At 63.6% G+C, this 21798-nt stretch carries 19 protein-coding genes and 2 pseudogenes; 13 read left to right on the forward strand and 8 right to left on the reverse strand.

Features of this window, described 5'->3' with window-relative positions:
* Nucleotides 1–33 precede the first annotated feature (33 nt).
* From AC07Y0_RS09520 to AC07Y0_RS09550, 7 genes are all read left to right on the forward strand, one after another.
* The gene (locus AC07Y0_RS09520; RefSeq protein WP_498676692.1) at nt 34–744 is read left to right on the forward strand and encodes a response regulator; all 711 of its coding nucleotides are present in this window, start codon (nt 34–36) and stop codon (nt 742–744) included.
* Complete coding sequence (locus AC07Y0_RS09525) at nt 737–2104, forward strand: ATP-binding protein (RefSeq protein ID WP_498676693.1); 1368 nt, start codon at nt 737–739, stop codon at nt 2102–2104. Before AC07Y0_RS09520 ends, AC07Y0_RS09525 begins: the two co-directional genes overlap by 8 nt.
* An 82-nt stretch (nt 2105–2186) precedes the next feature.
* On the forward strand, nt 2187–3866 hold the full coding sequence (locus tag AC07Y0_RS09530) for an efflux RND transporter periplasmic adaptor subunit (protein WP_498676695.1): 1680 nt from the start codon (nt 2187–2189) through the stop codon (nt 3864–3866).
* A gap of 7 nt (nt 3867–3873) precedes the next feature.
* Nucleotides 3874–7026, forward strand: a complete 3153-nt coding sequence (locus tag AC07Y0_RS09535; RefSeq protein WP_498676696.1) for an efflux RND transporter permease subunit — start codon at nt 3874–3876, stop codon at nt 7024–7026.
* A 19-nt stretch (nt 7027–7045) separates the two neighbouring features.
* Nucleotides 7046–7420 carry a hypothetical protein gene (locus AC07Y0_RS09540; protein WP_498676698.1) on the forward strand — a complete coding sequence of 125 codons (375 nt, stop codon included), beginning with the start codon at nt 7046–7048 and terminating at the stop codon, nt 7418–7420.
* Between the two features lie 236 nt (nt 7421–7656).
* On the forward strand, nt 7657–8727 hold the full coding sequence (gene nirK / locus AC07Y0_RS09545; protein WP_498676700.1) for a copper-containing nitrite reductase: 1071 nt from the start codon (nt 7657–7659) through the stop codon (nt 8725–8727).
* Nucleotides 8728–8846: 119 nt separating this feature from the next.
* Complete coding sequence (locus AC07Y0_RS09550; RefSeq protein WP_498676701.1) at nt 8847–9296, forward strand: DUF411 domain-containing protein; 450 nt, start codon at nt 8847–8849, stop codon at nt 9294–9296.
* A 73-nt stretch (nt 9297–9369) separates the two neighbouring features.
* Here AC07Y0_RS09550 and AC07Y0_RS09555 read toward each other — a convergent pair whose 3' ends face one another.
* Nucleotides 9370–9774 (reverse strand): MerR family transcriptional regulator, encoded by a 405-nt coding sequence (locus AC07Y0_RS09555; protein ID WP_498676702.1) that lies wholly within the window; start codon nt 9772–9774, stop codon nt 9370–9372.
* 52 nt (nt 9775–9826) lie between these two features.
* On the opposite strand from AC07Y0_RS09555, the gene AC07Y0_RS09560 reads away from it, so the two are divergent.
* Complete coding sequence (locus tag AC07Y0_RS09560) at nt 9827–10615, forward strand: MauE/DoxX family redox-associated membrane protein (protein ID WP_498676704.1); 789 nt, start codon at nt 9827–9829, stop codon at nt 10613–10615.
* A gap of 182 nt (nt 10616–10797) precedes the next feature.
* Here the strand turns inward: AC07Y0_RS09560 and dmeF are convergent.
* A pseudogene (gene dmeF, locus AC07Y0_RS09565) lies at nt 10798–11683 on the reverse strand (CDF family Co(II)/Ni(II) efflux transporter DmeF).
* Between the two features lie 204 nt (nt 11684–11887).
* Here dmeF and AC07Y0_RS09570 point away from each other — a divergent pair.
* Together AC07Y0_RS09570 and AC07Y0_RS09575 are read left to right on the forward strand one after the other, a co-directional pair.
* A pseudogene (locus AC07Y0_RS09570) lies at nt 11888–12015 on the forward strand (SDR family NAD(P)-dependent oxidoreductase); the annotation flags it as partial.
* Nucleotides 12016–12227: 212 nt separating this feature from the next.
* On the forward strand, nt 12228–12872 hold the full coding sequence (locus AC07Y0_RS09575) for a hypothetical protein (RefSeq protein WP_498676705.1): 645 nt from the start codon (nt 12228–12230) through the stop codon (nt 12870–12872).
* Between the two features lie 53 nt (nt 12873–12925).
* Here the strand turns inward: AC07Y0_RS09575 and AC07Y0_RS09580 are convergent, their stop codons facing one another.
* Nucleotides 12926–13528 (reverse strand): GDYXXLXY domain-containing protein, encoded by a 603-nt coding sequence (locus AC07Y0_RS09580; RefSeq protein ID WP_498676706.1) that lies wholly within the window; start codon nt 13526–13528, stop codon nt 12926–12928.
* Nucleotides 13525–14628, reverse strand: coding sequence for a DUF2157 domain-containing protein (locus tag AC07Y0_RS09585; RefSeq protein WP_498676708.1), 1104 nt, complete (start codon nt 14626–14628; stop codon nt 13525–13527). Before AC07Y0_RS09585 ends, AC07Y0_RS09580 begins: the two co-directional genes overlap by 4 nt.
* Nucleotides 14629–15290: 662 nt before the next feature.
* Here AC07Y0_RS09585 and AC07Y0_RS09590 point away from each other — a divergent pair.
* From AC07Y0_RS09590 to trmFO, 3 genes are all read left to right on the forward strand, one after another.
* Complete coding sequence (locus AC07Y0_RS09590; RefSeq protein ID WP_454745683.1) at nt 15291–15437, forward strand: DUF1127 domain-containing protein; 147 nt, start codon at nt 15291–15293, stop codon at nt 15435–15437.
* 249 nt (nt 15438–15686) lie between these two features.
* Complete coding sequence (locus AC07Y0_RS09595; RefSeq protein WP_084638459.1) at nt 15687–15830, forward strand: DUF1127 domain-containing protein; 144 nt, start codon at nt 15687–15689, stop codon at nt 15828–15830.
* A 140-nt stretch (nt 15831–15970) separates the two neighbouring features.
* Nucleotides 15971–17392, forward strand: a complete 1422-nt coding sequence (trmFO, locus tag AC07Y0_RS09600) for a methylenetetrahydrofolate--tRNA-(uracil(54)-C(5))-methyltransferase (FADH(2)-oxidizing) TrmFO (protein WP_498676711.1) — start codon at nt 15971–15973, stop codon at nt 17390–17392.
* 6 nt (nt 17393–17398) lie between these two features.
* On the opposite strand, the gene AC07Y0_RS09605 is transcribed toward trmFO, so the two are convergent.
* The 4 genes from AC07Y0_RS09605 to secDF form a co-directional block, all read right to left on the reverse strand.
* A complete protein-coding gene (locus AC07Y0_RS09605) occupies nt 17399–17857 on the reverse strand; it encodes a hypothetical protein (protein WP_498676713.1) in 459 nt (152 codons plus the stop codon).
* A gap of 83 nt (nt 17858–17940) precedes the next feature.
* Nucleotides 17941–18759 carry a phytoene/squalene synthase family protein gene (locus AC07Y0_RS09610; RefSeq protein WP_498680205.1) on the reverse strand — a complete coding sequence of 273 codons (819 nt, stop codon included), beginning with the start codon at nt 18757–18759 and terminating at the stop codon, nt 17941–17943.
* Between the two features lie 52 nt (nt 18760–18811).
* Nucleotides 18812–19216 (reverse strand): Mth938-like domain-containing protein, encoded by a 405-nt coding sequence (locus AC07Y0_RS09615; RefSeq protein WP_498676717.1) that lies wholly within the window; start codon nt 19214–19216, stop codon nt 18812–18814.
* 5 nt (nt 19217–19221) lie between these two features.
* Nucleotides 19222–21774 (reverse strand): protein translocase subunit SecDF, encoded by a 2553-nt coding sequence (gene secDF / locus AC07Y0_RS09620; protein WP_498676720.1) that lies wholly within the window; start codon nt 21772–21774, stop codon nt 19222–19224.
* Between the last annotated feature and the right edge of the window lie 24 nt (nt 21775–21798).

A 21798-nucleotide genomic window follows, 5' to 3' on the forward strand; every position in this document is an offset into this window, starting at 1 on the left:
GCCTCGCTTTCGGAGTGGTGGAGAAGAAGCCTCTTGGACGTCCCGGTCGAAATCCTGATTGTTGACGACGATGGTCAGATCCTGATCCTGGTCGCCAAGTTCCTGAGGGCGAATGGCTTTCGTGTCCACACGGCCCGAAACGGCGTCGAAATGTTCGAGGTCCTGAGGCGCGCGCCGGTCGATCTGATCGTTCTGGACCTGATGCTGCCGGGCAAGAACGGACTGGAGCTTTGCCGCGACCTCCGGCGTTCCTCCTCGGTGCCGATCATCATGCTCACGGCCAAGGGCGATGAGACCGACCGCATCATCGGCCTGGAGGTCGGTGCGGACGACTACCTGCCAAAGCCCTTCAATCCACGCGAACTGCTGGCGCGCATCAGCGCCGTTCTGCGCCGTACACGTGGGGATGCGACGGCTTCGAGGGAACGGGGTGGGCGCAGTTTCCAGTTTTCCGGCTGGTCGCTGGACACGATGAAACGCGAGCTGACAGGCCCGAACGGAGTGGTCGTCGACCTGTCGACGGGAGAGTATGATCTGCTGATCGCCTTTCTCGAAGCGCCCCAGCGTGTCCTGTCCCGCGAGTTCCTGCTGGATTCAGCCCGCAATCGGGCCATCGAGGGCTATGATCGTTCGATCGACGTCCAGGTCAGCAGACTGCGCAGAAAACTCGACGGGCCCGAAGACCTGATCAAGACGGTCAGAGGGGCTGGATACCTGTTTGCGACGGACGTCGTCCGTGTCTGATCCAAGCACCGAAACCGTCCTGCGGCGCTGGTGGCGCTCGATCGACAGCCTGCGACTGAGAACCGCGATCGTGGTCCTCTTCGGCATCTCGGTCGTGCATTTCGGGAGCCTGTTCACCTACCACCACAGTCTCGAGCAGGAGCTCGACCTCGCCAACGAAGCCCGGCTGGCGGAACAGTTGCTGACCATCAAGAGATCGGTCATGCGAGCCCCTGCAAACGAGCGGGAGAACATAGCCCACGATTTTTCCGGAGGGTCGATCGACGCGCACTGGGGCACCACGCCCTATGCCGTTTCAACGGGAGCAGACGCTGACAACTGGGAGCCACTGAAGCGAAACCTGCGGGCCCTGGCACCCGAAATCGCCGAGGACGGACTGATCATCGGCCCGGACACGCATGCCGGTAACGATCCGCATCTCGCCGTTGTTTCAATCCAGCTGCCTGACACCACCTGGATCAACATCAACCTCGTCTCCTGGGACCGGCGGGTGCCTCCTCCCGCGGGCATGCTGTTTTCAACGACGCTCATGGCGGTCGGAGCCATCATCGTGTCCATGCTTCTGGTGCGGTGGTTCACCCGCCCCCTTACAGCGGTCGCAGAAGCCGCGAAGGATTTCTATCGCGGCAAGACGGTCGTTCCGGTTCCTGAAACCGGACCTCGGGAGGTGGTCGAACTGGCCTCGGCGTTCAACGACATGCAGCGGCGGATCGAGCGCCTGATCGAAGACCGGACTCAGGCTCTTGCGGCGGTCTCGCACGATCTCAAGACACCCATCACACGACTGAGGTTCAGGGCCGAGGACCTCTCCGACGTCTCGGCACGGGCCGCGATGGCGGAGGATCTCACCGAAATGGAGCGGATGCTGGACCAGACCCTCTCTTTCCTTCGCGGCGACCGTAGCGATGAGGAACTCAAGCCGATCGATGTCGTGGCGATCCTGGAAACACTTGCGGACGACGCTGCCGATCGAGGCGCCTCAGTGGAGCTGGCAGGGGCTGCTCACGCGATCGTTGCCGGACGGCGTCTCGCGCTGAAGCGGGCCTTCGCAAACCTGGTCGAGAATGCCATCAAGTATGGCGAGAGGGCCGCGATAAACGTCTCGGATCAGGAGACGAACGTCGTCGTCACCATTCATGACTCCGGGCCAGGCATTGCCTCTGGCGATGTCGACCGCGCCCTTTCCCCCTTCGTTCGGCTGGAGCCTTCCAGAAACCTTCAAACGGGCGGCTTCGGCCTGGGCTTGCCGATCGCCAAAGCCATCATCGACGGCCACGCGGGAAAGCTGGCGTTCGACAACGGGGCCAAGGGCGGGCTGGTCGTCACCGTAACGCTCCCGAAGAGCCCGCCGACATCCTGAAACATACTGTAACAATCACGACATCGACCGACATAGTGGCCGGGTTACACCGGGGCAAATCAACTCATTCGCCGGATTTCCGATGGTCGACCGATTCGCCCCCTTCTTCGCTGGCTTCACCCTTCTTCTGATCGGGCTCATTGCGTCGCCGCTCGCGGCCCATGAAGGCCATGATCACGGCGCTCCGCCTCCGCCCGTCTCCACGACGATCGCGCCGCGCGCCGAGGCCTCCACGGCCGATCTCGAGCTGGTCGCCGTGGCTCGCGGAGAACGGCTCGAGATCTTCCTCGACAGTTTCAAGGGCAATGACGCGATCGACGGTGCGACGCTTGAAATCGACGGCCCGGGCGGCACGACAAAGGCAGAGCCGAACGGCGATGGCACGTACATGGCGGCCGCCCCCTGGCTGTCGCAGCCCGGCACCCATGATCTTGCCATCACTGTCATCGCCGGGGACCTGTTCGACGTGTTGACGGTAACACTTGTCATCCCGCAGGCATCCGGCGGATCGACCCCTGTCGCCGACGGGGGCGGACTTCTGATCGGCACGGCCTGGGCTCAGGAACTCGGCTCCAGGCTCCAGCGGCAAGACCTGACGCTCTGGACCATTGGCGGCGGCGGCGTCGTGATCGGCCTGGTGCTCTCCGGCGTGTTTCGGCGTCGCAAGACCGCGATTCCGGCTGTCATGACGGCGGCCGTCCTGCTTTTGGCCGGTTCACCTCAGGCCGATGCGGCAGGCTCCGTGGGCACCACCACGCGCGCCAACGAACGCGACGTCGCCCAGCGGTTCGCCGATGGCTCCATCTTCGTACCGAAGACCACGCAGCGCATCCTTGCCATACGGACGACCTTCACCGAAAACGTAACGCATCGGGGAACGGTCGAGCTACCAGCACGGGTCATCCCCGATCCGACCACTTCGGGCTACGTGCAGGCTTCGGTTTCGGGACGGCTTACACCACCGCCCGGCGGCTTTCCTCAACTTGGCGCCCGCGTTTCGGCGGGTGATGTGCTGGCGCTCGTGCAGCCGTCCATTGGTGCCGCGGATTTCACCAGCCAGCAGCAGCAGGCCCACGAGCTCGATCAGGAGATCATGTTGGTCGAGCGAAAGCTGCAACGCTTCGAACGACTGCAATCCGTGATCGCGCGGGGCGAAATCGAGGACGCCTCGTTGGAGTTGCAGGGCCTTCGCGCGCGGCGTGCCAATCTCAAACAAGCACCGACGGCGGCGGAGAAACTTACCGCCCCGGTCTCGGGCGTCATTGCGGCCGCACAGGCCGTCGCGGGTCAGATTGCAGAGCCCAGCACGGTCATTTTCCAGATCATCGACCCTTCGCGATACTGGGTGGAGGCACTGAGCTTCGAAGCGCACTCGGTCACGGGACCCGCCAGAGGCAAGTTCATGGACGGCCGGACGGCCTCGCTCACCTATCGCGGCAGTGGCCTTGCCGATCGCAACCAGGCGATCCCGATCCACTTCAGCGTCGACGAAAAGCCGGAGGGAGTCCGGGCAGGACAATTGCTGACGGTGCTGTCCTCTACGACCGATGAACGCGCCGGCATCGCCGTTCCGCGTACCAGCGTCCTGCGGGGATCGAACGGCCAGTCCCTCGTCTACGAGCACACCAATGCGGAGCGCTTCGTTCCGAGGGAGGTCCGCACGGAGCCGCTGGACGGCGACCGGCTTCTGATCGTGTCCGGAATCGAGCCGGACAAGCGCATCGTCACGCAGGGCGCCGAACTCCTGAACCAGATCCGTTGAGACGCAGATGTTCAACTTTCTTGTCACGCAATCCCTGAAGAACCGCCTGTTCGTGCTGGCCATCGCCGCCGTCTTGATGATCTACGGCGCATTCACGGCTACCCGCTTGCCGGTCGACGTTTTCCCGGATCTCAACCGCCCCACCGTCACCATCATGACGGAAGCCGAAGGTCTTGCGCCGGAGGAGGTCGAACAACTGGTCACCTATCCTCTCGAGGCCCAGATGAACGGCCTGCCGGGCGTGAGCCGCGTCCGCTCGACATCCGGCGTCGGCCTGTCGATCATCTATGTCGAATTCGACTGGGATACCGACATCTATCGCAATCGGCAGCAGATCGCCGAGCGTCTTTCCCTCGTCCAGCCGCAGCTTCCCACCAATGTCGTTCCGCAGATGGGGCCGATAAACTCCATCATGGGCCAGGTCATGCTGATCGCCGTGACGGGTCCGGAAGGTGTCTCGCCGATGGAGCTGCGGGAGCTGGCGGATTTCACGGTCCGCCCGCGAATCCTGAGCATTCCCGGCGTTGCCCAGGTCATTCCGATCGGCGGCGAGGTTCGGCAATACAGGGTCTCTCCGAATTCGGCCGCCATGCGTGCACTGGGCGTCTCCTTCGAACAGATCGAGCAGGCTCTCGCCCAGTTCGGATCGAACACAGGCGGAGGCTTCACCGACCAGTACAGTCGCGAGTTCCTGATCCGCAACGTGGGTCGCACGCAAAAAATCGAGGACCTGGCAGGTATCGTGGTGGCGACTGTCGAGGGCCAGCCGGTCCTGTTGCGCCAGGTCGCGGATGTGTCCTTCGCAGCGCGCCTGAAGCGAGGCGATGCGGGCTATCAAGGCCAGTCCGCCGTGATCGTCTCGGTGGAGAAGCAGCCGAACGTCGACACGGTCCAACTGACGCGTGAGGTTGAAGCTGCCCTGAGCGAGATTGGCGCGACTTTGCCCGAGGGCGTGCGAGCCGACCAGGTGCTCTTCAGACAGGCCAACTTCATCGAAACGTCGATCGGCAACGTCCAGAAGGTCCTGGCTGAAGCGATCGTCGTGGTCGCCATCATCCTGTTCGCATTTCTCCTGAACACGCGCACCACCGCGATCTCGCTCACGGCCATTCCCGTCTCCATTCTCGTCACGGCAATCGTCTTCCATATGCTCGGGCTGTCGATCAACACCATGACGCTCGGAGGGCTGGCGATCGCGATCGGCGAACTGGTCGACGATGCGGTCGTCGATGTCGAGAACATCTTCCGTCGCCTTCGGGAGAACCGGGAGAAAGGCAGTCCCCGCACCGTCTTTGCGGTCGTGGTTTCCGCGAGCCAGGAGGTCCGTTCCGGCATTGTCTATGCCACGATGATCATCGTTCTCGTCTTCGTGCCGCTCTTCGCCCTGTCCGGGATCGAAGGCAGGCTGTTTGCTCCCCTCGGCCAGGCCTACATCATCTCCATCCTGGCATCCCTGGTCGTCTCGATCACCCTCACGCCCGTGATGGCCTACTACCTGCTGCCGGGTCTCAAGCGCCTGGACGAGCACGAGGGCGTCATCGTCCGCGTGCTGAAGAAGGCAAACCGGCGACTTCTGGCCTGGTCCTTCGGTCACCCGAAGATCCTGATGACGACTGTACTGGCAGGTGTCATTGCCGCCGTCATGTTCGCGACCCAATTGCCAAGGTCGTTTCTACCGCCCTTCAACGAGGGCACGCTGACCATCAACATGCTCTTCAATCCGGGGATCTCGCTCGCGGAGAGCCATCGCGTCGGCCTGATCGCAGAACGGTTGATCATGGAGGTCCCGGAAGTCGAGCAGGTCGGGCGACGCACCGGAAGAGCGGAACTCGACGAGCATGCCGAAGGCGTCCATTCCTCAGAGATCGAGGTCGCGCTGATGGCCGATGGACGCTCCAAGGACGAGATCATCGCGGATATCCGATCGCGGCTTTCCGTGCTTCCCGTCGCGACGAATGTCGGGCAGCCCATCTCGCATCGTCTGGACCACATGCTCTCCGGGGTCCGCGCCCAGATCGCGCTGAAGATCTACGGCGAGGATCTGGATGCCATTCGTGGCTTTGCCGAGGAGTTTCGTGGCAAGCTCGACGAGATTCCGGGGATCGTTGACCTTCAGGTCGAAAAGCAGGTTCGCATTCCGCATCTCGAAGTGATCGTCGACTATCGGCGCGCCGCCCTTTACGGCGTCCAACCCGCCAGCGTGACCGAACAGCTCGAACGCCTGTCCAACGGAACCATCGTCTCCCGCATCGTCGACGGCAACAAGCGTTTCGATGTCGTGCTCCGGCTTGAGGACGAGACACGCAGCACGAAGGGTCTCGCGGATCTTCTGATCGAAACCCCCGTTGGCTGGATCCCCATCAGCCAGATTGCCGAGGTAAGGGAGACGGATGGCCCGAACCAGATCCTTCGGGAGAACGGCAAGCGCCGTGTGGTGGTGCTCGCCAACACGGATGGCGAAGCGGACATGGCGACCGTCATCGCCGAAATCCGAAGCGTGATCGCCGCGTCGACCCTGCCTCCCGGCTTTTTCGTGAACCTGGAGGGCACGTTCCAGGCACAGGAGGAATCGATGCGAACAATCGGGCTCCTGTCGATCCTGTCGCTCTCGATGGTGTTCGCGATCCTCTTCTCCCGCTATCGCTCGGTACTGTTCGTCTCGATCATCATGGCGAGCGTGCCGCTGGCACTGATCGGGTCGGTAACGGCACTCTGGATCGCGGGACAGCCGCTCTCCGTCGCGTCCATGATCGGCTTCATTACGCTGACCGGCATATCGACACGCAACGGCATCCTGAAGATCAGCCACTACATCAATCTCGCAATCCAGGAAGACATGCCGTTCGGGCGCGAACTGGTGATGCGCGGGTCGCTGGAACGTCTCACCCCCGTCCTGATGACCGCCCTGTCCGCCGGCGTCGCCTTGGTTCCGTTGATGATCGACGCGACGGCACCGGGCAAGGAGATCCTCCATCCGGTCGCCATCACCATCTTCGGCGGTCTGGTAACGGCGACCGTCCTCGACACCCTGCTCACGCCAACCCTGTTCCTGCGATACGGGCGCAAGCCCCTGGAGCGCCTCGTGGAACAGGCCCGCAGCCAGATCGAGCAGACCCATTCGCCACGCGGCACGCCCGCCAGCGCAATCGAAGCCTTTTGATCCCACAAGGAGATTTCCCATGCGTCGCAGCCTTCTTGCCCTCTCCCTGATTGTCTCGATGGGCGCCCTGCCCGTCCATGCCCACGCTCCTAGTCCCGGACCCAATGGCGGTCTCAAGGTCGATGCGGGAGCCAATCACCATATCGAGCTGGTCGTCGCTGGCACGGAGCAGGTGAGCGTCTACCTCTTCGACGCGGCTGATCAGCCGGTGCCGGCGGCCGGTTACAGCGGAAACGCCATCCTGCTGATCGACGGAAGCCCGCAGCGCTTCGCGCTTACGCCAAGCGAGGGCAATCGTCTCATCGGCACCTCGCCCGCCCCCGTCCCACAAGGAGTCAAGGGCGCCGTCCAGGTTGCCGCCCCCGATGGCACCACGGCGCAGGCCAAGTTTTGAGTCACGCTGGAGAAGCCAGGCTGGTCGACGCGCGAGGCGTTTGGACGGCCTATGCTCCATGCGCGCGATCGTTGGTGTCGCGCCTCCGCGCCGGCGATCATCGGCGCGGCCTCTTCTTACGAGAGGCGATCACAATAGCGCGAGCGGGTCTTCTCTTTGCGACACAGCAAGGATGAGCCGACGAGCGTGGTCTTGAATGGACGTGATGATGAGGCTCCTCAACCCAGGACATTCAGATGACCCGACGCACGATTTTCCCCATAGCCTTCGCGCTTTTCCTGTTGTCGGCAACGGCGCCGGCATGGGCCGACGGGACCCATAATCACCCGGCGGCAAACGGAACTACGGTGGCTCCGCTCGACATCGTGCGCAAGGCGACCGATCTTGTCGCGCCGGTGAAGCGGGCCGGCCCGGAAACGATCAAGGTGAGGCTGGACACAGTCGAAGTGACGGGCAGGCTTGCCGACGGCGCGACCTATCACTACTGGACCTTCAACAGAAAAGTGCCCGGCCCCTTCGTTCGTGCCAGAGTGGGCGATACCGTCGAGGTCGAGCTCCAGAACCCGTCCGACAGCGGTGAACGCCACAGCGTCGACTTCCATGCCGTCACCGGCCCGGGCGGCGGAGCCGTCGCGACCGACGCCGCACCCGGGGAAACGAAAGGCTTCACCTTCAAGGCCTTGAAACCGGGGCTTTACGTCTATCACTGCGCCGTCCCGCTTGCCGCGCAACACATCGCCAACGGCATGTACGGCTTGATCCTCGTCGAGCCCGAGCAAGGCCTTCCGCCTGTCGACCGGGAATTCTATGTGATGCAGGGCGAAATCTACACCTCGCAGCCTTACGGTACGAAGGGCAAGCTGACCGGGAGCCCGGACAGGCTGATGGACGAGACGCCGGAATACTACGTGTTCAACGGCGCGGCCAACGCGCTGACCGGCGACAATGCGCTGACGGCCAGGGTCGGCGAAACCGTTCGCATCTATTTCGGCGTCGGCGGCCCCAACAAGACCTCGAGCTTTCATGTGATCGGCGAGATCTTCGACAAAGCCTACCAACTGGCGTCCCTGACAAGCGATCCGCTGACCGATGTGCAGACGATTTCGGTGCCGCCGGGCGGGGCGGCGGTGGTCGACCTGACCCTCGACGTTCCAGGCGAATACGTCCTGGTGGACCACGCCTTGTCGCGGGCGGCGCGTGGGCTGGTCGGCAAGCTCGTGGCCGAAGGGCCGCAACGGACGGAGATATTCGACGGCGCGTCGATAAAGACCGCCCAGGAAGGGCACGACGATCACGGCTCGCACTGATCGGTCCAGGCGATGCGGGGTCCGGCAAGCCTGGCCGCCATGCTTGCGACCGACGTGACACCCGCCTTCGGTGGGCACAAAATAGAGGCGGTTGCGGCAGAACAGACAGGGAGTTGGGCATGAAACGCAGGACATTCCTTTGCCTCGTTGCCTCGGTGGCAGTCGTTCCAGGGACCGGCCTTGCGGCAAGTTACGCCATGACGGTCCACAAGGATGCAAACTGCGGATGCTGCGCGGCGTGGGCGTCTGCCTTCAACAAGGCCGGATATGCGGTCAGCACCGTAAACGAACCGGATATGGAGGCTGTCAAAAACAGTTTTGACGTTCCGCCGGAACTTTGGGGATGCCACACGGCCGAGATCGAGGGATATTATCTGGAAGGTCATGTGCCGCTGGAGGCTGCCGAACGACTGCTGCGCGAGCGTCCTCCGCTCGCCGGTCTCGCCGTGGCGGGAATGCCGTCCGGCTCGCTGGGCATGGGCAATGATCCCGGCGCGGATTACGAGGTCATCGCCGTCCCTCGCGACGGATCGGAGCCTTTTGTCTATCTTGCCGTGAGTCCCGATTGAGAAATTGATCAGGTTCCACGCACAGACAATTGCGCTCGGGCCATTCGTCATGAGGCGAATGGATATTGGGACTCTATAGCCCGAACGATGCCAGGATCGGACAAGGCCCCCTGCTGCCGGCGGAACATTCCTCGATCAGCCTTTCCAGAGCCTCGCGCGTGCGATGGAGTTCCGCGATCCGCGCGTTCAAGGCGCTGAGGCGCCTTCCAGCTGCCTCGCGGGCACGCTCCCTGTCTTGTCCGGCATCGAGATCGAGCAGCTCCCGGATCTCTTCGAGCGTAAACCCCGCGGTCTGGGCCTGTCTGATGAAGAGGAGCCGCCGAACATCTTCACGCCCATATCGCCGGCCCCCTTCCAGCCGCTTCGGGGTCTTCAGAAGGCCCTTGCGTTGATAGAACCGGATGGTCTCCACCCCGACGCTTCCCGCCGCGGCAAATTTTCCGATCGTCATGTCCAAGGGCGCTTGACTCTGTACCATGGTACAGAACGTATGGTCTTGCCAACGGTTTCACAAGACAAGGAGACGTGAAATGTTGGAGAAGACAAACCGCGCATCGCACGAAAAGAAGGCCATTCTCTACCGGATGGTCACCGAGGAGCATACCTGCCCCTACGGCCTCAAAGCCAAGGACCTGCTTCGGCGCTCGGGGTACGAGGTCGAGGATCATCACCTGAAAACGCGTGAAGAAACCGACGCCTTCAAGGCGAAGCATGGCGTACAGACGACGCCACAAGTGTTCATCGGCGGCACTCGCGTGGGTGGCTATGATGATCTGCGGCGGTTCCTCGGAAGGCCCGTTGCGGATCCCAAGAGCACGACCTACCGCCCGGTCATCGTCCTGTTCATCATGACGGCGATGATGGCCATGGCCGCGAGCCACGCGGTCCTCGGCAGCCCGTTCACAATGCGCTCTGCCGAATGGTTCATTGCCTTTTCGATGGTCGTGCTGGCGATGCTGAAGCTCCAGAACGTCGAAAGCTTCGCCACCATGTTCCTGAACTATGACCTGCTCGCCAAGCGTTGGGTGCCCTATAGCTACATCTATCCCTATGCAGAGGGGTTGGCCGGGGTGTTGATGGTGGCGGGCGTGGCAAACTGGCTCTCCGTCCCGCTGGCACTGATCATCGGCACCATAGGCGCCGTCTCCGTCTTCAAGGCCGTCTACATCGAAAGGCGCGAACTGAGATGCGCGTGCGTTGGCGGATCAAGCAACGTACCCTTGGGGTTCATCTCGCTGACGGAAAATCTGATGATGATTGCCATGGCGGTATGGATGGCACTCGCCTCGACCGGGCTTGCACCTGGCCACGCGATGTAGCCCTGAAGGGGGACGCGAGCCGTTGCAGGGCATCTCACACAGTGCGGGTGTGAGATGCCGGCAACGGAGTCGGGGACTGCCGACCCGACAGGACAGCTGAAGTGCGGCCCGAGGTGAGGCGAAGTGCTTGCTGCCGTCGGCTCAAAACCCAAACGTTGCAGGCTGGGAGCCAGCCTCGCTCGTCAGGCCGCCTGCACGTCGACCGTGACGTGGGACAGATCGTGGTTATCGGCCGGCTTCGCCTTGTAGAACCCTGCCGGCCTGGGGTCGGGCGTCTGAACTGATATGATCGCTCCGTGGTGGCCTTGCCCCAATCGCCAGATGTGAAGATCGATGGTGGCATCACCTCCGACCTCGATGGCACCGCGGATTTCCGCCGGCAGGCCTTCGTCGGCCGGCACATAGTCCAGAAGCACGCCTCCGGCATCCCGGATCAGACCCCAGGACCAGCGAGCGATCACGATCCCGCCGATAATGCCCACGGCAGGGTCCAACCCGTTCCAGCCGTACAGGCTGCCAAACACCAGCGCGACAATTGCCGGCACCGATGTCAGTGCGTCGGCAGGACATGCAGATAGGCAGCGCGCAGATTGTTGTCGCCCGCATGCTGGGAACCGTGATGTTCGTCATGCCCATGATCGTGGTGGGCACGGTCGTCGCGTCGCAGCCAGGCGCACAAGAAGTTGCCCCCAAGGCCGGTCACAGCGATCGTGACGGCCTGCGGAAAGTCGCTCGCGATCGGGCTGTGGACAGCCTCAGGCTCTCCCAGCCGATGAGAAGGGCGATGAGGGCGAGGACAACCGCGCTGGCAAAGCCGGCCAGATCGCCAAGTTTTCCCGTTCCAAAGGTAAAGCGTGGATTGCGCGCATTCTTGCGAGCAAACAGACAGGCCAAGGCGGCGGTCAGCATCGCGGCGGCATGCGTCGACATGTGCCAGCCATCGTCGGCCAGGGCCATCGAGCCATAGAGCGAGCCGGCCGCGATCTCCACCACCATCATCGTGGCCGTGATGGCGATGACGATCCCGGTTCGCCGTTCATTGCGGCCGTGATGGTCGCCAAGGAACACATGCTCGTGCGGGGTAGCGAGGCGGGCGGTTACGGTGGTCGTTTCAGATAAGTCCTCACGACGTCGATCAGTTCCGCGGCGCCCCTCGCGCGTGCCCTGTCCCCATCCTGTCAGGGTTGGAAACGTGTTCCCGGATGTGATCCTCGACGAGCTCTGCGGTTAGGCCCGACACGGCACGTCGAATGGAAGCGACGAGGTTGGGCACTTCGCATGATCCGGGCCGTTCTGCCCGCCATGCGCAACCACGCGACGGCCTGATCATCAACATCAGTTCCGTTCTTGGCTTCTTGCTCGCGCCTTTCATGGGCGTCTGCGCTAGCAGCAAGCACGCAGCCCTTGCGCACGGCCCCTCCGGAGCGCGCGTCTCTATGTCACCCGTTTTTCCACGCGCAAAGGAGAAATGACGCCCTTGTCGCCGCCCACGCGCGGAAAGGCGCGGCGGCGGACTGCAACCCTGCAGCGCTCAATTTCGGTCTTTACATCGGTGAGTATATCGGCATTTTCGTCACAAAACCGTCACAAGCAACCATCGGGAACGTCGCCAATGGCATCTCCCCCTCCTTGCGTGGTCTATTCGACCCTGTCCCTCAACACCTTGACGAAGCGCTGTCGTATCGACGGCAGGCTTTACGACATTCATCTAGGCAAATGGATGTTCTACAATCCGGCGCGACAGGAGAAATACTTCCATGTGCGGTGCGGCAAGATCGATTCGACTGCCCGAAGCCGCCCGACGGACCATCAGCTGTCACAGATGGACGAAACCGAGTTCAGCGGACGCTACCCGATATCCGTGTGGAAGGAAGCGCTGGCCACGCCGATCGCGCGACGGCTCGCCGAGATCTGGATCGCCAGCGAGCGGCTGCACGCCGCCGGCCTGGGACCGAGGCCGGGCGCGCTGATCGTCGCGCGCAACTACAAGCGCAATTTCCGCTCCTATGGTCCGACCGCCGGACTGCAGATCGAAAACGCCAGGTTGCTTTTGCCGCGCGATCCGGTGACGCAGGAGGAGATGATCGCCGCCGGTGTCAGGCCCGACCGCTATCTGAGCTGCGTGCGGCAGACGATCAACGGCTATGTCTCGGACCTCTGTTCCGTCGTCGGCGTCGTACCGATCGACGCCGACGACGAGATCGGTGCGCTGGCCGGGCATATCGACGGCCTGCTCGCGGGCAACGGCGCGGGTTGATGCGGTGTCGTCCGGGCGCCGGCGCGAACCCGATCCAGCCCCCCGCCGTTCGGCTAGTACAACGGTTCCTGGTACAGCGCCGCGCCATCCATGCGCAGTTCGCGGATCTGGCCCCGGCCAGACTTGCCCACGCGGACGACTACGGTGACCGCGCCGGCATTGCGGCCCGTCTCGATCTCACGCCCCTCGCCTTCCGGCACGTAGAAGCGCTCGATGCCGTAGTCGACCCTGAGGCTGGCGCCCGCGTCGGCGGCGAGATCGGCGCTGCCGTAATAGTAAAAGCGTTGCGTCTCGAGCACGACGCTGCCGGCCTCCCGCGCCAAAGCGCTGAAGGACGCCTCTGCGACCGTCCAGAAACCGTCCACGCCGGGCTTCAGCCGTACCTGCATCACCTGCCAGCCGGGGGCGGCCGGGCGATCGCCGGTGATCAGCGCGACGGGGACCGTCGAGATGTCGTAGGCGAGAATCACGTAGTCGCCGCGCAGCAGGTCGCGCGGGTCGACCGGCGCCGTCTTCAGCAGGATCTCCTCGCCGGAGCGCAAGATCCCGGCCCGGCTCTCGATCATCCAGCCAAGCACCGCGGTCTGCAGCACCGCGAGCCCCAGCGCGATGGCCAGATAGCGCAGCGCGCTGGGTTTAGCTGTCTCCATGCTCATGGCTTCATCTCCGCGGCACGACGGGCAAACACTTTCTCCAGCTTCACCACGACACCCGCCAGCACCGCCACGACCAGACCGGCGAGCAGGAAGAAGGCAGAGGTGCCGAGCATGGAGTCGATCGTCACATAGGACAGGTACAGCACTTCGCCGGCAAAGGCGGCGTAGGCGAGGAAGCGCACCGCGCCATTGTCCCGCCCTTCAAGCGCCAGCGCGGCGAGCGCAAGGGCAATCGTGGCAATGCCGAGCAGGGCGAGCGCCGTTCCCTCGGTCCATTCGGCATGCAGCAGGGCAAGGCCGAGAAGCGCCAGCACCAGCGCATAGAAGGCAAAGGCCGGTTCGAACCGGCGCAGGAAATTCGCCACCGGCGAGATCGGCAGGGTGGCCACCAGGAAGGCGATCGTGCCGGCCGCCGCATAGGCGGTTGCCGTCTCGACCTCGCTCGACAGAGAGTAGATCCACACGAACCAGGCCAGCAGCAGCCAATAGATGAAATGCCGCGCCCGGTCGGCGCCGGTCCACGACGACAGCAGGCCGATCACGAGACCGGAAAACACCGGCCACCAGCCGTAGAACATGTGCCAATCGGCATTGAACTGCTCGAGCAGGGCAGCGAAGGCGGCAAAGGACAGAATGCCGGCCATGGCCGTCAATGCCCCGGAGCGGAAAGCGGCCGCCGACAGGCCCGTCATGGCGAACCACAGCAGCATGGCGTCGAAGGCGTCGCCCGACAGGTGATAGAGCTGGCCGATCAGCGCGATCGCTCCGCCGAAACAGGCGGCTCCCAGGACCAGCAGGGCGCCGCCCAGGCGGTCGGCGCCGCGGCCGAAGGCAAGGGCCGCCAGCAGATGGAAGACCCAGATCAGCGCGACGATGCCGCCGACCTTGACCAGCCGGGGGATCTCCTCCCAGTTGGCGGCGATCAGCAGCAGGATCGAGGCGGAGATCAGCACGGCCGCGAGTATCATCAGCACGCCGCCGATGCTGAAAGACGAGCGTCGGGAATCATGTTCCTGCAGCAGCGCGTCGGCCACGCCCTGCCCGATCAGGCCCTTCTCCACCCAGATGCCGAGATCCCGTTTCAATCGCCCGCGATACATGAACTCTCCGTCCCAAGCCCCGGTTCGCCGCGCAAGACTCCCATCCGAGCGAATGCGTTGCGATCCCTTGCGCCATTCTTGAGCCGAATGCCGGAAAAAGACAATCGGGCACCGAACGCGGCCCGGCCCGCCGACACAAAAAACGCACCATGCAGCCGACGCATGGCTTCCATGCCGATATTGCACTGCACAAACTGAAAAATTCCGCCTAATGTCTATCTCAACAGAGCGCAGATGGAATTTGTTCATCTTCACTCATGCGGCGGTTCTCCGCCGATACGACCTTCGACCCTGCGCACTCCTCCTCCCAGCGCAGCGTCGAACTGACTGACGACACTCCTCCTCCCAGTCGTCGGTCTCTCAAAATGGCGCTCACCGGATCCTCCTCCCCCGGTGAGCGTTATTTTTTTGCCCTCTCCCCCGTTTGACCGACTTCCCATGCTGCGGCGCACCCTTTTTTTCACGCACGCGCATTCCCGTGGCCGCCATGCGCCGAAAAATACGGCAGTTTACCGACCGTTAACCACCTCACTATGCGCCCACCGCATAGGAGTCATACGGCGATGTCACTTCCGCTTCTTCGCGGTGCAGCATATATTACGACCATCGAATTCAGGCAGGCACCCGCCCCCGGGGAGCCGCAATTGGAAAGAGGAAAGACCATGAACATCGCTCGCTCGCTCAACAACTGGCGCAAGTATCGTCAGACCGTCAACGAACTCGGCCGCATGTCCGATCGCGAACTGCGCGATCTCGGCATTGGCCGCGAGGACATCCGCCGCGTGGCACGTCACGCCGTCGCCGGCTGATCCTGACGACATTTTCGGCATGCCAGGAGGCCTCCCCTTGCGGGAGGCCTTTTTCGTTGCCGCTTTTGCGGGCATGGACGCCCGACTTACGTTCTTTGCCGCTTATTGCAGCACACCATGCACATTTGCATAGCAGTCGCTTAGAATTTGCACTGCACAATATTGTTTTACGGGCGTATAAAGTGGTCAATCGCTGATGTGGACCAGACCACACGCTCAGCGGAAGAAGATTTACCCGAGGAAACGACCATGAACCCGATCCGCATCGCCAAGAACTGGATGAGCTACCGCCGCACCATCGCCGAACTGGGCAATCTGTCCAACCAGGCCCTGTCCGACATCGGCATCACCCGCTACGAAATCCGCAACATTGCTGCCCGCTCCTTTCGCTAATCGCGCAGGTTGAGCCGAGCAGTGGAAGACGGCACCTTCGGGTGCCGTTTTCGATTCTGCCCCATGCCGCATTGCGTGCGCGGCCCGCGGCAGACGGGAAAGGATTGGCCGCCCAACCGTCCCGTGATAAGCAGCACGCCATGATGAAAACCACTCCCTCCCCCATTCATGTCGTCGGTGGCGGACTTGCCGGCTCGGAAGCCGCATGGCAGGCCGCGCAGGCCGGCGTTCCGGTCATTCTCCACGAAATGCGCGGCGTGCGCGGCACGGACGCGCACCGCACAGACGGCCTTGCCGAGCTGGTGTGCTCCAATTCCTTCCGCTCCGACGATGCGACGGCCAATGCCGTCGGCGTCATCCATGCCGAGATGCGGATGGCCGGATCGCTGATCATGGCCTGCGCCGACAAGCACCAGGTTCCCGCCGGCGGCGCGCTCGCCGTCGACCGCGACGGCTTTTCCGACGCCGTCAGCCAGGCGATCCATGCCCATCCGCTGATCACCGTCGTGCGCGAAGAGGTCACAGGCCTGCCACCCAAGGACTGGGGCCTGACGATCATCGCCACCGGCCCGCTGACTTCGCCCGACCTCGCCGAGGCGATCCGCACCGAGACCGGCGAGGACGCGCTGGCCTTCTTCGACGCCATCGCGCCGATCGTTCACCGTGATTCCATCGACATGGACATCTGCTGGTACCAGTCGCGCTACGACAAGGTGGGTCCGGGCGGCACGGGCAAGGATTACATCAACTGCCCGCTCGACGAAGCCCAGTACAATGCCTTCATCGACGCGCTCATCGCCGGCGACACGGTCGGCTTCAAGGAATGGGAAGGCACGCCCTATTTCGACGGCTGCCTGCCGATCGAAGTCATGGCCGAACGCGGCCGCGAAACGCTGCGTCACGGGCCGATGAAGCCGATGGGGCTGACCAATGCCCACAATCCGACCGTCAAGGCCTATGCCGTCGTGCAGCTGCGCCAGGACAATGCGCTCGGCACGCTCTACAACATGGTCGGCTTCCAGACCAAGCTGCGCTACGGCGCGCAATCCGAGATCTTCCGGATGATTCCGGGCCTCGAGAACGCCGAATTCGCCCGTCTCGGCGGCCTGCACCGCAACACCTACATCAATTCGCCGGTGCTGCTCGATCCGTCGCTGCAGCTCAAGAGCCGGCCGGGCCTTCGATTCGCCGGCCAGATCACCGGCTGCGAGGGTTATGTCGAGAGCGCGTCGATCGGCCTGCTGGCTGGACGCTTCGCCGCCGCCGACCGCAAGGGCGAGATCATCTCCCTGCCACCGGAGACGACCGCCATGGGTTCGCTGCTGCGCCATATCACGGGCGGGCATCTGGTCAGCCATGAGGAGCCCGGCAAGCGGTCGTTCCAGCCGATGAACATCAATTTCGGCCTGTTTCCGGAGCTGGCGCCGGGCTCAATCGTCAAGCCGGAGGGCGTCAAGCGCTTCCGCGGCAAGGACAAGACGGTGATGAAGCGTCAGCTGGTGGCCGAGCGCGCACTGGCCGACTGCAGGACCTGGCTCGCCACGGAACTGGCCAGACCTTAAGGGTGTTCAGGCGGACGGGATTGCGCCCGACGGCGCATCCCGCTCGGCACTGCTCACATAATTGCCCAGCAGCCAAAGCGATACTTCCGCCGCCTCCTGGGGCGAGGCGAAGCTAAACTCACCATTGTGGAACGGCGCGTCGAGGAATTCGATGGCAAAGCCGCGGCCGTTGCGCAGGTCGCGCACGCGCACCGTGCCCGGCTCGATCAGATGGCAGGCATAGTGGCTGCGCATGTTGCGCATGAAGCCGGCCTTGTTGTCGTGCAGGCGCACGAAGACCGCATTGCCGTCTTCGGTCGTGTGGAGACTGCGGATCGCTTCGTTGGGAAAGGCCCGGCCGAATTCGAGAAGCGCCAGCCCCGTATCGTGCAGGCTGTCCTCGTTCGTCCGCTTCGCAATCCGCGTCGAATAGTAGGCGAACAGGGCCACCAGTCCCAAAATCACAATCCAGGTAATAGAAGCCACGCGTTGCCTCCCGCTGCGGCCGGACGTCGTCCGACCTTTCACCGCGAGTCGATAGCAGCCGAGGCTTGCGCGAATTTGGTGGTTCAGAAGCTGCCGGTCACCGCGGCGCGCAGCAAGCGCAACTGGCGACGCCATTGCGGCTGGCGCAGGACACCGTCGAAGATCGCCGCGCCGCGCCGCTGGGCGGCAAGGAGAACGGGTTCGCTGAGCGATACCGGCAGATAGGCAGGCACGAGGCTTTTCGGCAACCGGCCCGCCTCGCGCGCCTTACGCAGATGGTCACGTCCGAGCCCGGCAAAGGCCTCGATCGCGGCCGAAACCCTGACCTTGTCGTCGCCGGCGAGAAAGGTTTCCCGATCGAGCCCGACCGCGGAGAGGATCTCCAGCGGCAGGTAGAGCTGGCCGCGCGCCCGGTGCGTCGGCATCAGCAGCAGAGCGCCGGCGACCGCCTGGGCCACGCCCGCATGGCCGGCCATGTCAGCCGACCGGGCCGCAGCGTCCGGATCGAGCACGAGGCTCGCCAGCTGCACGAGGGCGGCGGCCGTTTCGCCGGCATAGCCCTCGAACATCGCGGTGGTTTCCATCGGGTCGTCATAGAGATCGAAGACGCGCGCCTCGATCATGCCGCTCAGGGCGGCGGTCGGCAGGCGGTGGGTGCGGATGGTCTCCAGGAGCGCCGCCGCAATCGGATTGGCCTCGGTCGAACCGTGCGCCGCGCCCTCCAGCAGGTCGCGCCAGTATTGCAGGCGCACTTCGCCCGGCAGGGGATCGCGCACCACGTCGCGGATGCGGGCGATCTCGGCATTGAAGGCATAGAGCGCGGCGACCGCACCGCGCTGCGCCGCCGGCGTCAGCAGGCTCGCCAGATAGCGGTCGCGATCGCTGTCGCGCAGACCCGCCATCTCAAGGATGCGGTTTGCTGTCTCGGCATCGCTCACGGCACTCATCCTGCTGTCAGACGGCGATCAGGGCGGCGGCCACCGCCCGCTGCTCGGCGAGCATGATGTTGAAGGTCCGTATGGCGGCACCCGTGCCCATCGGATCGCTGGCGATGCCCTTTGCCTTGAGGGCAGCCTTCAGTTCGGCCGGAAGGGGGCGAAGCTTAGCGCCCGTGCCGACCAGAAGAACCTCGATATCCGCCGCATCGTCGAAGACGCGGCGGAAATTCTCGACCGAAAGCGGCATGGTCTCGTCCATCTCCCAGCCGTAGATGCCCGAGGGCAACAACAGCAGCGAACCGCGATGCGACATGTCGGCAAAGCGGAAGCCGCCATTGCCGTAGGCGTCGATCTGGGCCCGCCCCGGAAAATGCGCCTCGCGGATGACGATGCCCTTGCCGGTCGGTCCGAAGGACGACACCGGCCTCAGGCCTCGACCTTGCCGGACACGGGCCGGGCGCTCTCGGCATCCTGCTCCTGGAAGGTCTCCGGACGCAGCTTGAAGGCGATCAGCACCGGTGCGGCGATGTAGATCGACGAGAAGGTACCGACGAGAACGCCGAACAGCATGGCCAGCGTGAAGGACGCGATGACCTCGCCGCCGAACAGGTAGAGCGCCAGCAGGGCCAAGAGCGTCGTCGAACCCGTCAGAACGGTACGCGACAGCGTCTGGTTGATCGACGTATCGATCAGCACGTCGAGCGGCATCTTCTTGTAGCGCCTGAGGTTTTCACGCATTCGGTCATAGACCACGACGGTGTCGTTGAGCGAATAGCCGATGATCGTCAGGATCGCCGCGATACTGGTGAGGTTGAACTCGATCCCCAGCAAAACGAACAGGCCAAGCGTCAGGATCACGTCGTGCAGCGTGGCGATGATCGAGCCGACCGCGAACTGCCATTCGAAGCGGAACCAGATGTAGATCAGAATGAAGAGCAGCGAGACGGCAACGCCGATCGTCGCGGTCTGCGTCAGTTCGCCGGAGACTGCCGGTCCCACCACCTCGACCCGGCGGAACTCATAGGCATCCTCCAGTTCACCGCGCACCAGGGTGATCGCCGACTGCTCGGCATTTTCGCCGCCCTCCTGCGCCTGGATGCGGATGAGTACGCTCGCCGGATCGCCGAAGCCCTGGGCCTGGACTTCGCCCAGATTGAGCTCGCTCAAGCGGTCGCGGATCTCGCCGATGTCGGCCGCACCCGAACGGGCCTTGACCTCGATGATCGAGCCGCCCTGGAAGTCGATGCCGAGATTGAGGCCGACGGTCAGGAACCCGACCATCGAGGCGAGCGCGAGAGCGCCGGCAATGCCGAAGGTGTAGCGGCGAATCGCCATGAAGCGGATGTTCTGCGCGTCGAACATGCCGGTGCGGATGCCCTTGGGCAGGTGCTTGGGACGGCGCCAGCGGAACCACACGGCCATCAGCCAGCGGGTCATGGTGAAGGCGGTGAAGACGGTGGTGATGATACCGATGGCCAGCGTCACCGCGAAGCCCTTGACCGGGCCGGAGCCGAGGAAGAACAGCACGGCTGCGGCGATCAGCGTCGTCAGGTTGGCGTCGACGATGGTGGCAAAGGCCTTGTTGAAGCCGATCTCGATCGCCTGGACCAATGGTCTGCCGCTCTTCGCCTCCTCTCGTATGCGCTCGTAGACGAGAACGTTGGAGTCGACCGCCATGCCCATGGTGAGCACGATACCGGCAATGCCGGGCAGCGTCAGCGTCGAACCGATGAGCGAGAGAAGCGCGAGGATCATCACAATGTTCGCGGCGAGCGCGATGTTGGCCATCACGCCGAAGGAACCGTAGAAACCGAGCATGAAGAGCACGACGAAGATGGCGCCGATGCCGCTGGCGAAGATGCCGGCATTGATCGAATCCTGGCCGAGGCCCGGACCGACGGTACGCTCTTCGACAACGGTAAGCGTCGCGGGAAGTGCGCCGGCGCGCAACAGCACGGCCAGGTCGTTTGCCCCCTCGACGGAGAAATTGCCCGAGATCTGGCCGGAACCGCCGATGATCGGCTCGCGGATGACCGGCGCGGAGATGACCTGGTCGTCGAGAACGATGGCGAAGGGACGGCCGACATTCTCCTGCGTCGCCTGGGCGAAGCGCTGGGCGCCCTTGCTGTCGAAGCGGAAGGTGACGACCGGCTCGTTGGTCTGCTGGTTGAAGCTGGCCTGCGCGTCGACCAGGTTTTCACCCGAGACCAGCGCCCGCTTCTCGACCAGATAGGGAACGGCCGGATCGTCCTGCGAATATAGCACTTCGGCGTTTGCCGGCGGGCGACCGTTGATCGCTTCCGTCACCGGCATGCTCATGTCGACCATGTGGAAGGACAGCTTGGCGGTCTGATTGAGCAGCGACTTCAGACGCTGCGGATCGGTAAGGCCCGGAACCTGCACGATGATGCGGTCATTGCCCTGGCGCTGGATCATCGGTTCGGTCGTGCCCAGTTCGTCGACGCGGCGGCGCACCACCTCCATCGACTGGGTGAGCGCCGAACCCGCACGGTAGTCGATGCCGGCATCCGTCAGGTTGAAGCGCAACAGCGTGCCGTCTTCCTGCAGGGTGATTTCCTCGATGGACCCGCCGGTCAGGCCGCCGACGCTCACCGGGGCGGTGAGCGCCGAAAGCGCTTCCTTGGCCGCCTCGACCTTGTCGGCATCGGTGATGCGGACCTGCACCTGCTGGCCGACGCCCGAAAGGCCGGTATAGCGGATGCCCGCGTCACGCAGCGCGGCGCGGATGTCGCCGACCGTCGTTTCCAGCCGTTCCTTGACGATGTCGGCCTTCTCGATCTTGAGCATGATGTGCGAGCCGCCCTGCAGGTCGAGACCCAGGGTGACCTTCTTGCTCGGCATCCACGATGGGAGAGCCTCGAGCTGTTCATCGCTGAGGAGATTGGGCAAGGCCACCAGGACACTCACCAGAACGGTGAACCAGATGAAGAATGTCTTCCAGCGCGAAAAATACAGCATCAAACTCTCGAATTCAGATGGTTG

This window comes from Allorhizobium sp. GW101-3B10 (assembly GCF_059424725.1).

Excerpts from the sequence above, each read along its gene's own strand:
- AC07Y0_RS09530 (WP_498676695.1), top strand. The coding sequence starts at position 2,187 with ATGGTCGACCGATTCGCCCCCTTCTTCGCTGGCTTCACCCTTCTTCTG.
- AC07Y0_RS09535 (WP_498676696.1), top strand. The coding sequence starts at position 3,874 with ATGTTCAACTTTCTTGTCACGCAATCCCTGAAGAACCGCCTGTTCGTG.
- AC07Y0_RS09540 (WP_498676698.1), top strand. The coding sequence starts at position 7,046 with ATGCGTCGCAGCCTTCTTGCCCTCTCCCTGATTGTCTCGATGGGCGCC.
- nirK (WP_498676700.1), top strand. The coding sequence starts at position 7,657 with ATGACCCGACGCACGATTTTCCCCATAGCCTTCGCGCTTTTCCTGTTG.
- AC07Y0_RS09550 (WP_498676701.1), top strand. The coding sequence starts at position 8,847 with ATGAAACGCAGGACATTCCTTTGCCTCGTTGCCTCGGTGGCAGTCGTT.
- AC07Y0_RS09555 (WP_498676702.1), bottom strand. The coding sequence starts at position 9,774 with ATGGTACAGAGTCAAGCGCCCTTGGACATGACGATCGGAAAATTTGCC.
- AC07Y0_RS09560 (WP_498676704.1), top strand. The coding sequence starts at position 9,827 with ATGTTGGAGAAGACAAACCGCGCATCGCACGAAAAGAAGGCCATTCTC.
- AC07Y0_RS09575 (WP_498676705.1), top strand. The coding sequence starts at position 12,228 with ATGGCATCTCCCCCTCCTTGCGTGGTCTATTCGACCCTGTCCCTCAAC.
- AC07Y0_RS09580 (WP_498676706.1), bottom strand. The coding sequence starts at position 13,528 with ATGAGCATGGAGACAGCTAAACCCAGCGCGCTGCGCTATCTGGCCATC.
- AC07Y0_RS09585 (WP_498676708.1), bottom strand. The coding sequence starts at position 14,628 with ATGTATCGCGGGCGATTGAAACGGGATCTCGGCATCTGGGTGGAGAAG.
- AC07Y0_RS09590 (WP_454745683.1), top strand. The coding sequence starts at position 15,291 with ATGAACATCGCTCGCTCGCTCAACAACTGGCGCAAGTATCGTCAGACC.
- AC07Y0_RS09595 (WP_084638459.1), top strand. The coding sequence starts at position 15,687 with ATGAACCCGATCCGCATCGCCAAGAACTGGATGAGCTACCGCCGCACC.
- trmFO (WP_498676711.1), top strand. The coding sequence starts at position 15,971 with ATGATGAAAACCACTCCCTCCCCCATTCATGTCGTCGGTGGCGGACTT.
- AC07Y0_RS09610 (WP_498680205.1), bottom strand. The coding sequence starts at position 18,759 with ATGGCGGGTCTGCGCGACAGCGATCGCGACCGCTATCTGGCGAGCCTG.
- secDF (WP_498676720.1), bottom strand. The coding sequence starts at position 21,774 with ATGCTGTATTTTTCGCGCTGGAAGACATTCTTCATCTGGTTCACCGTT.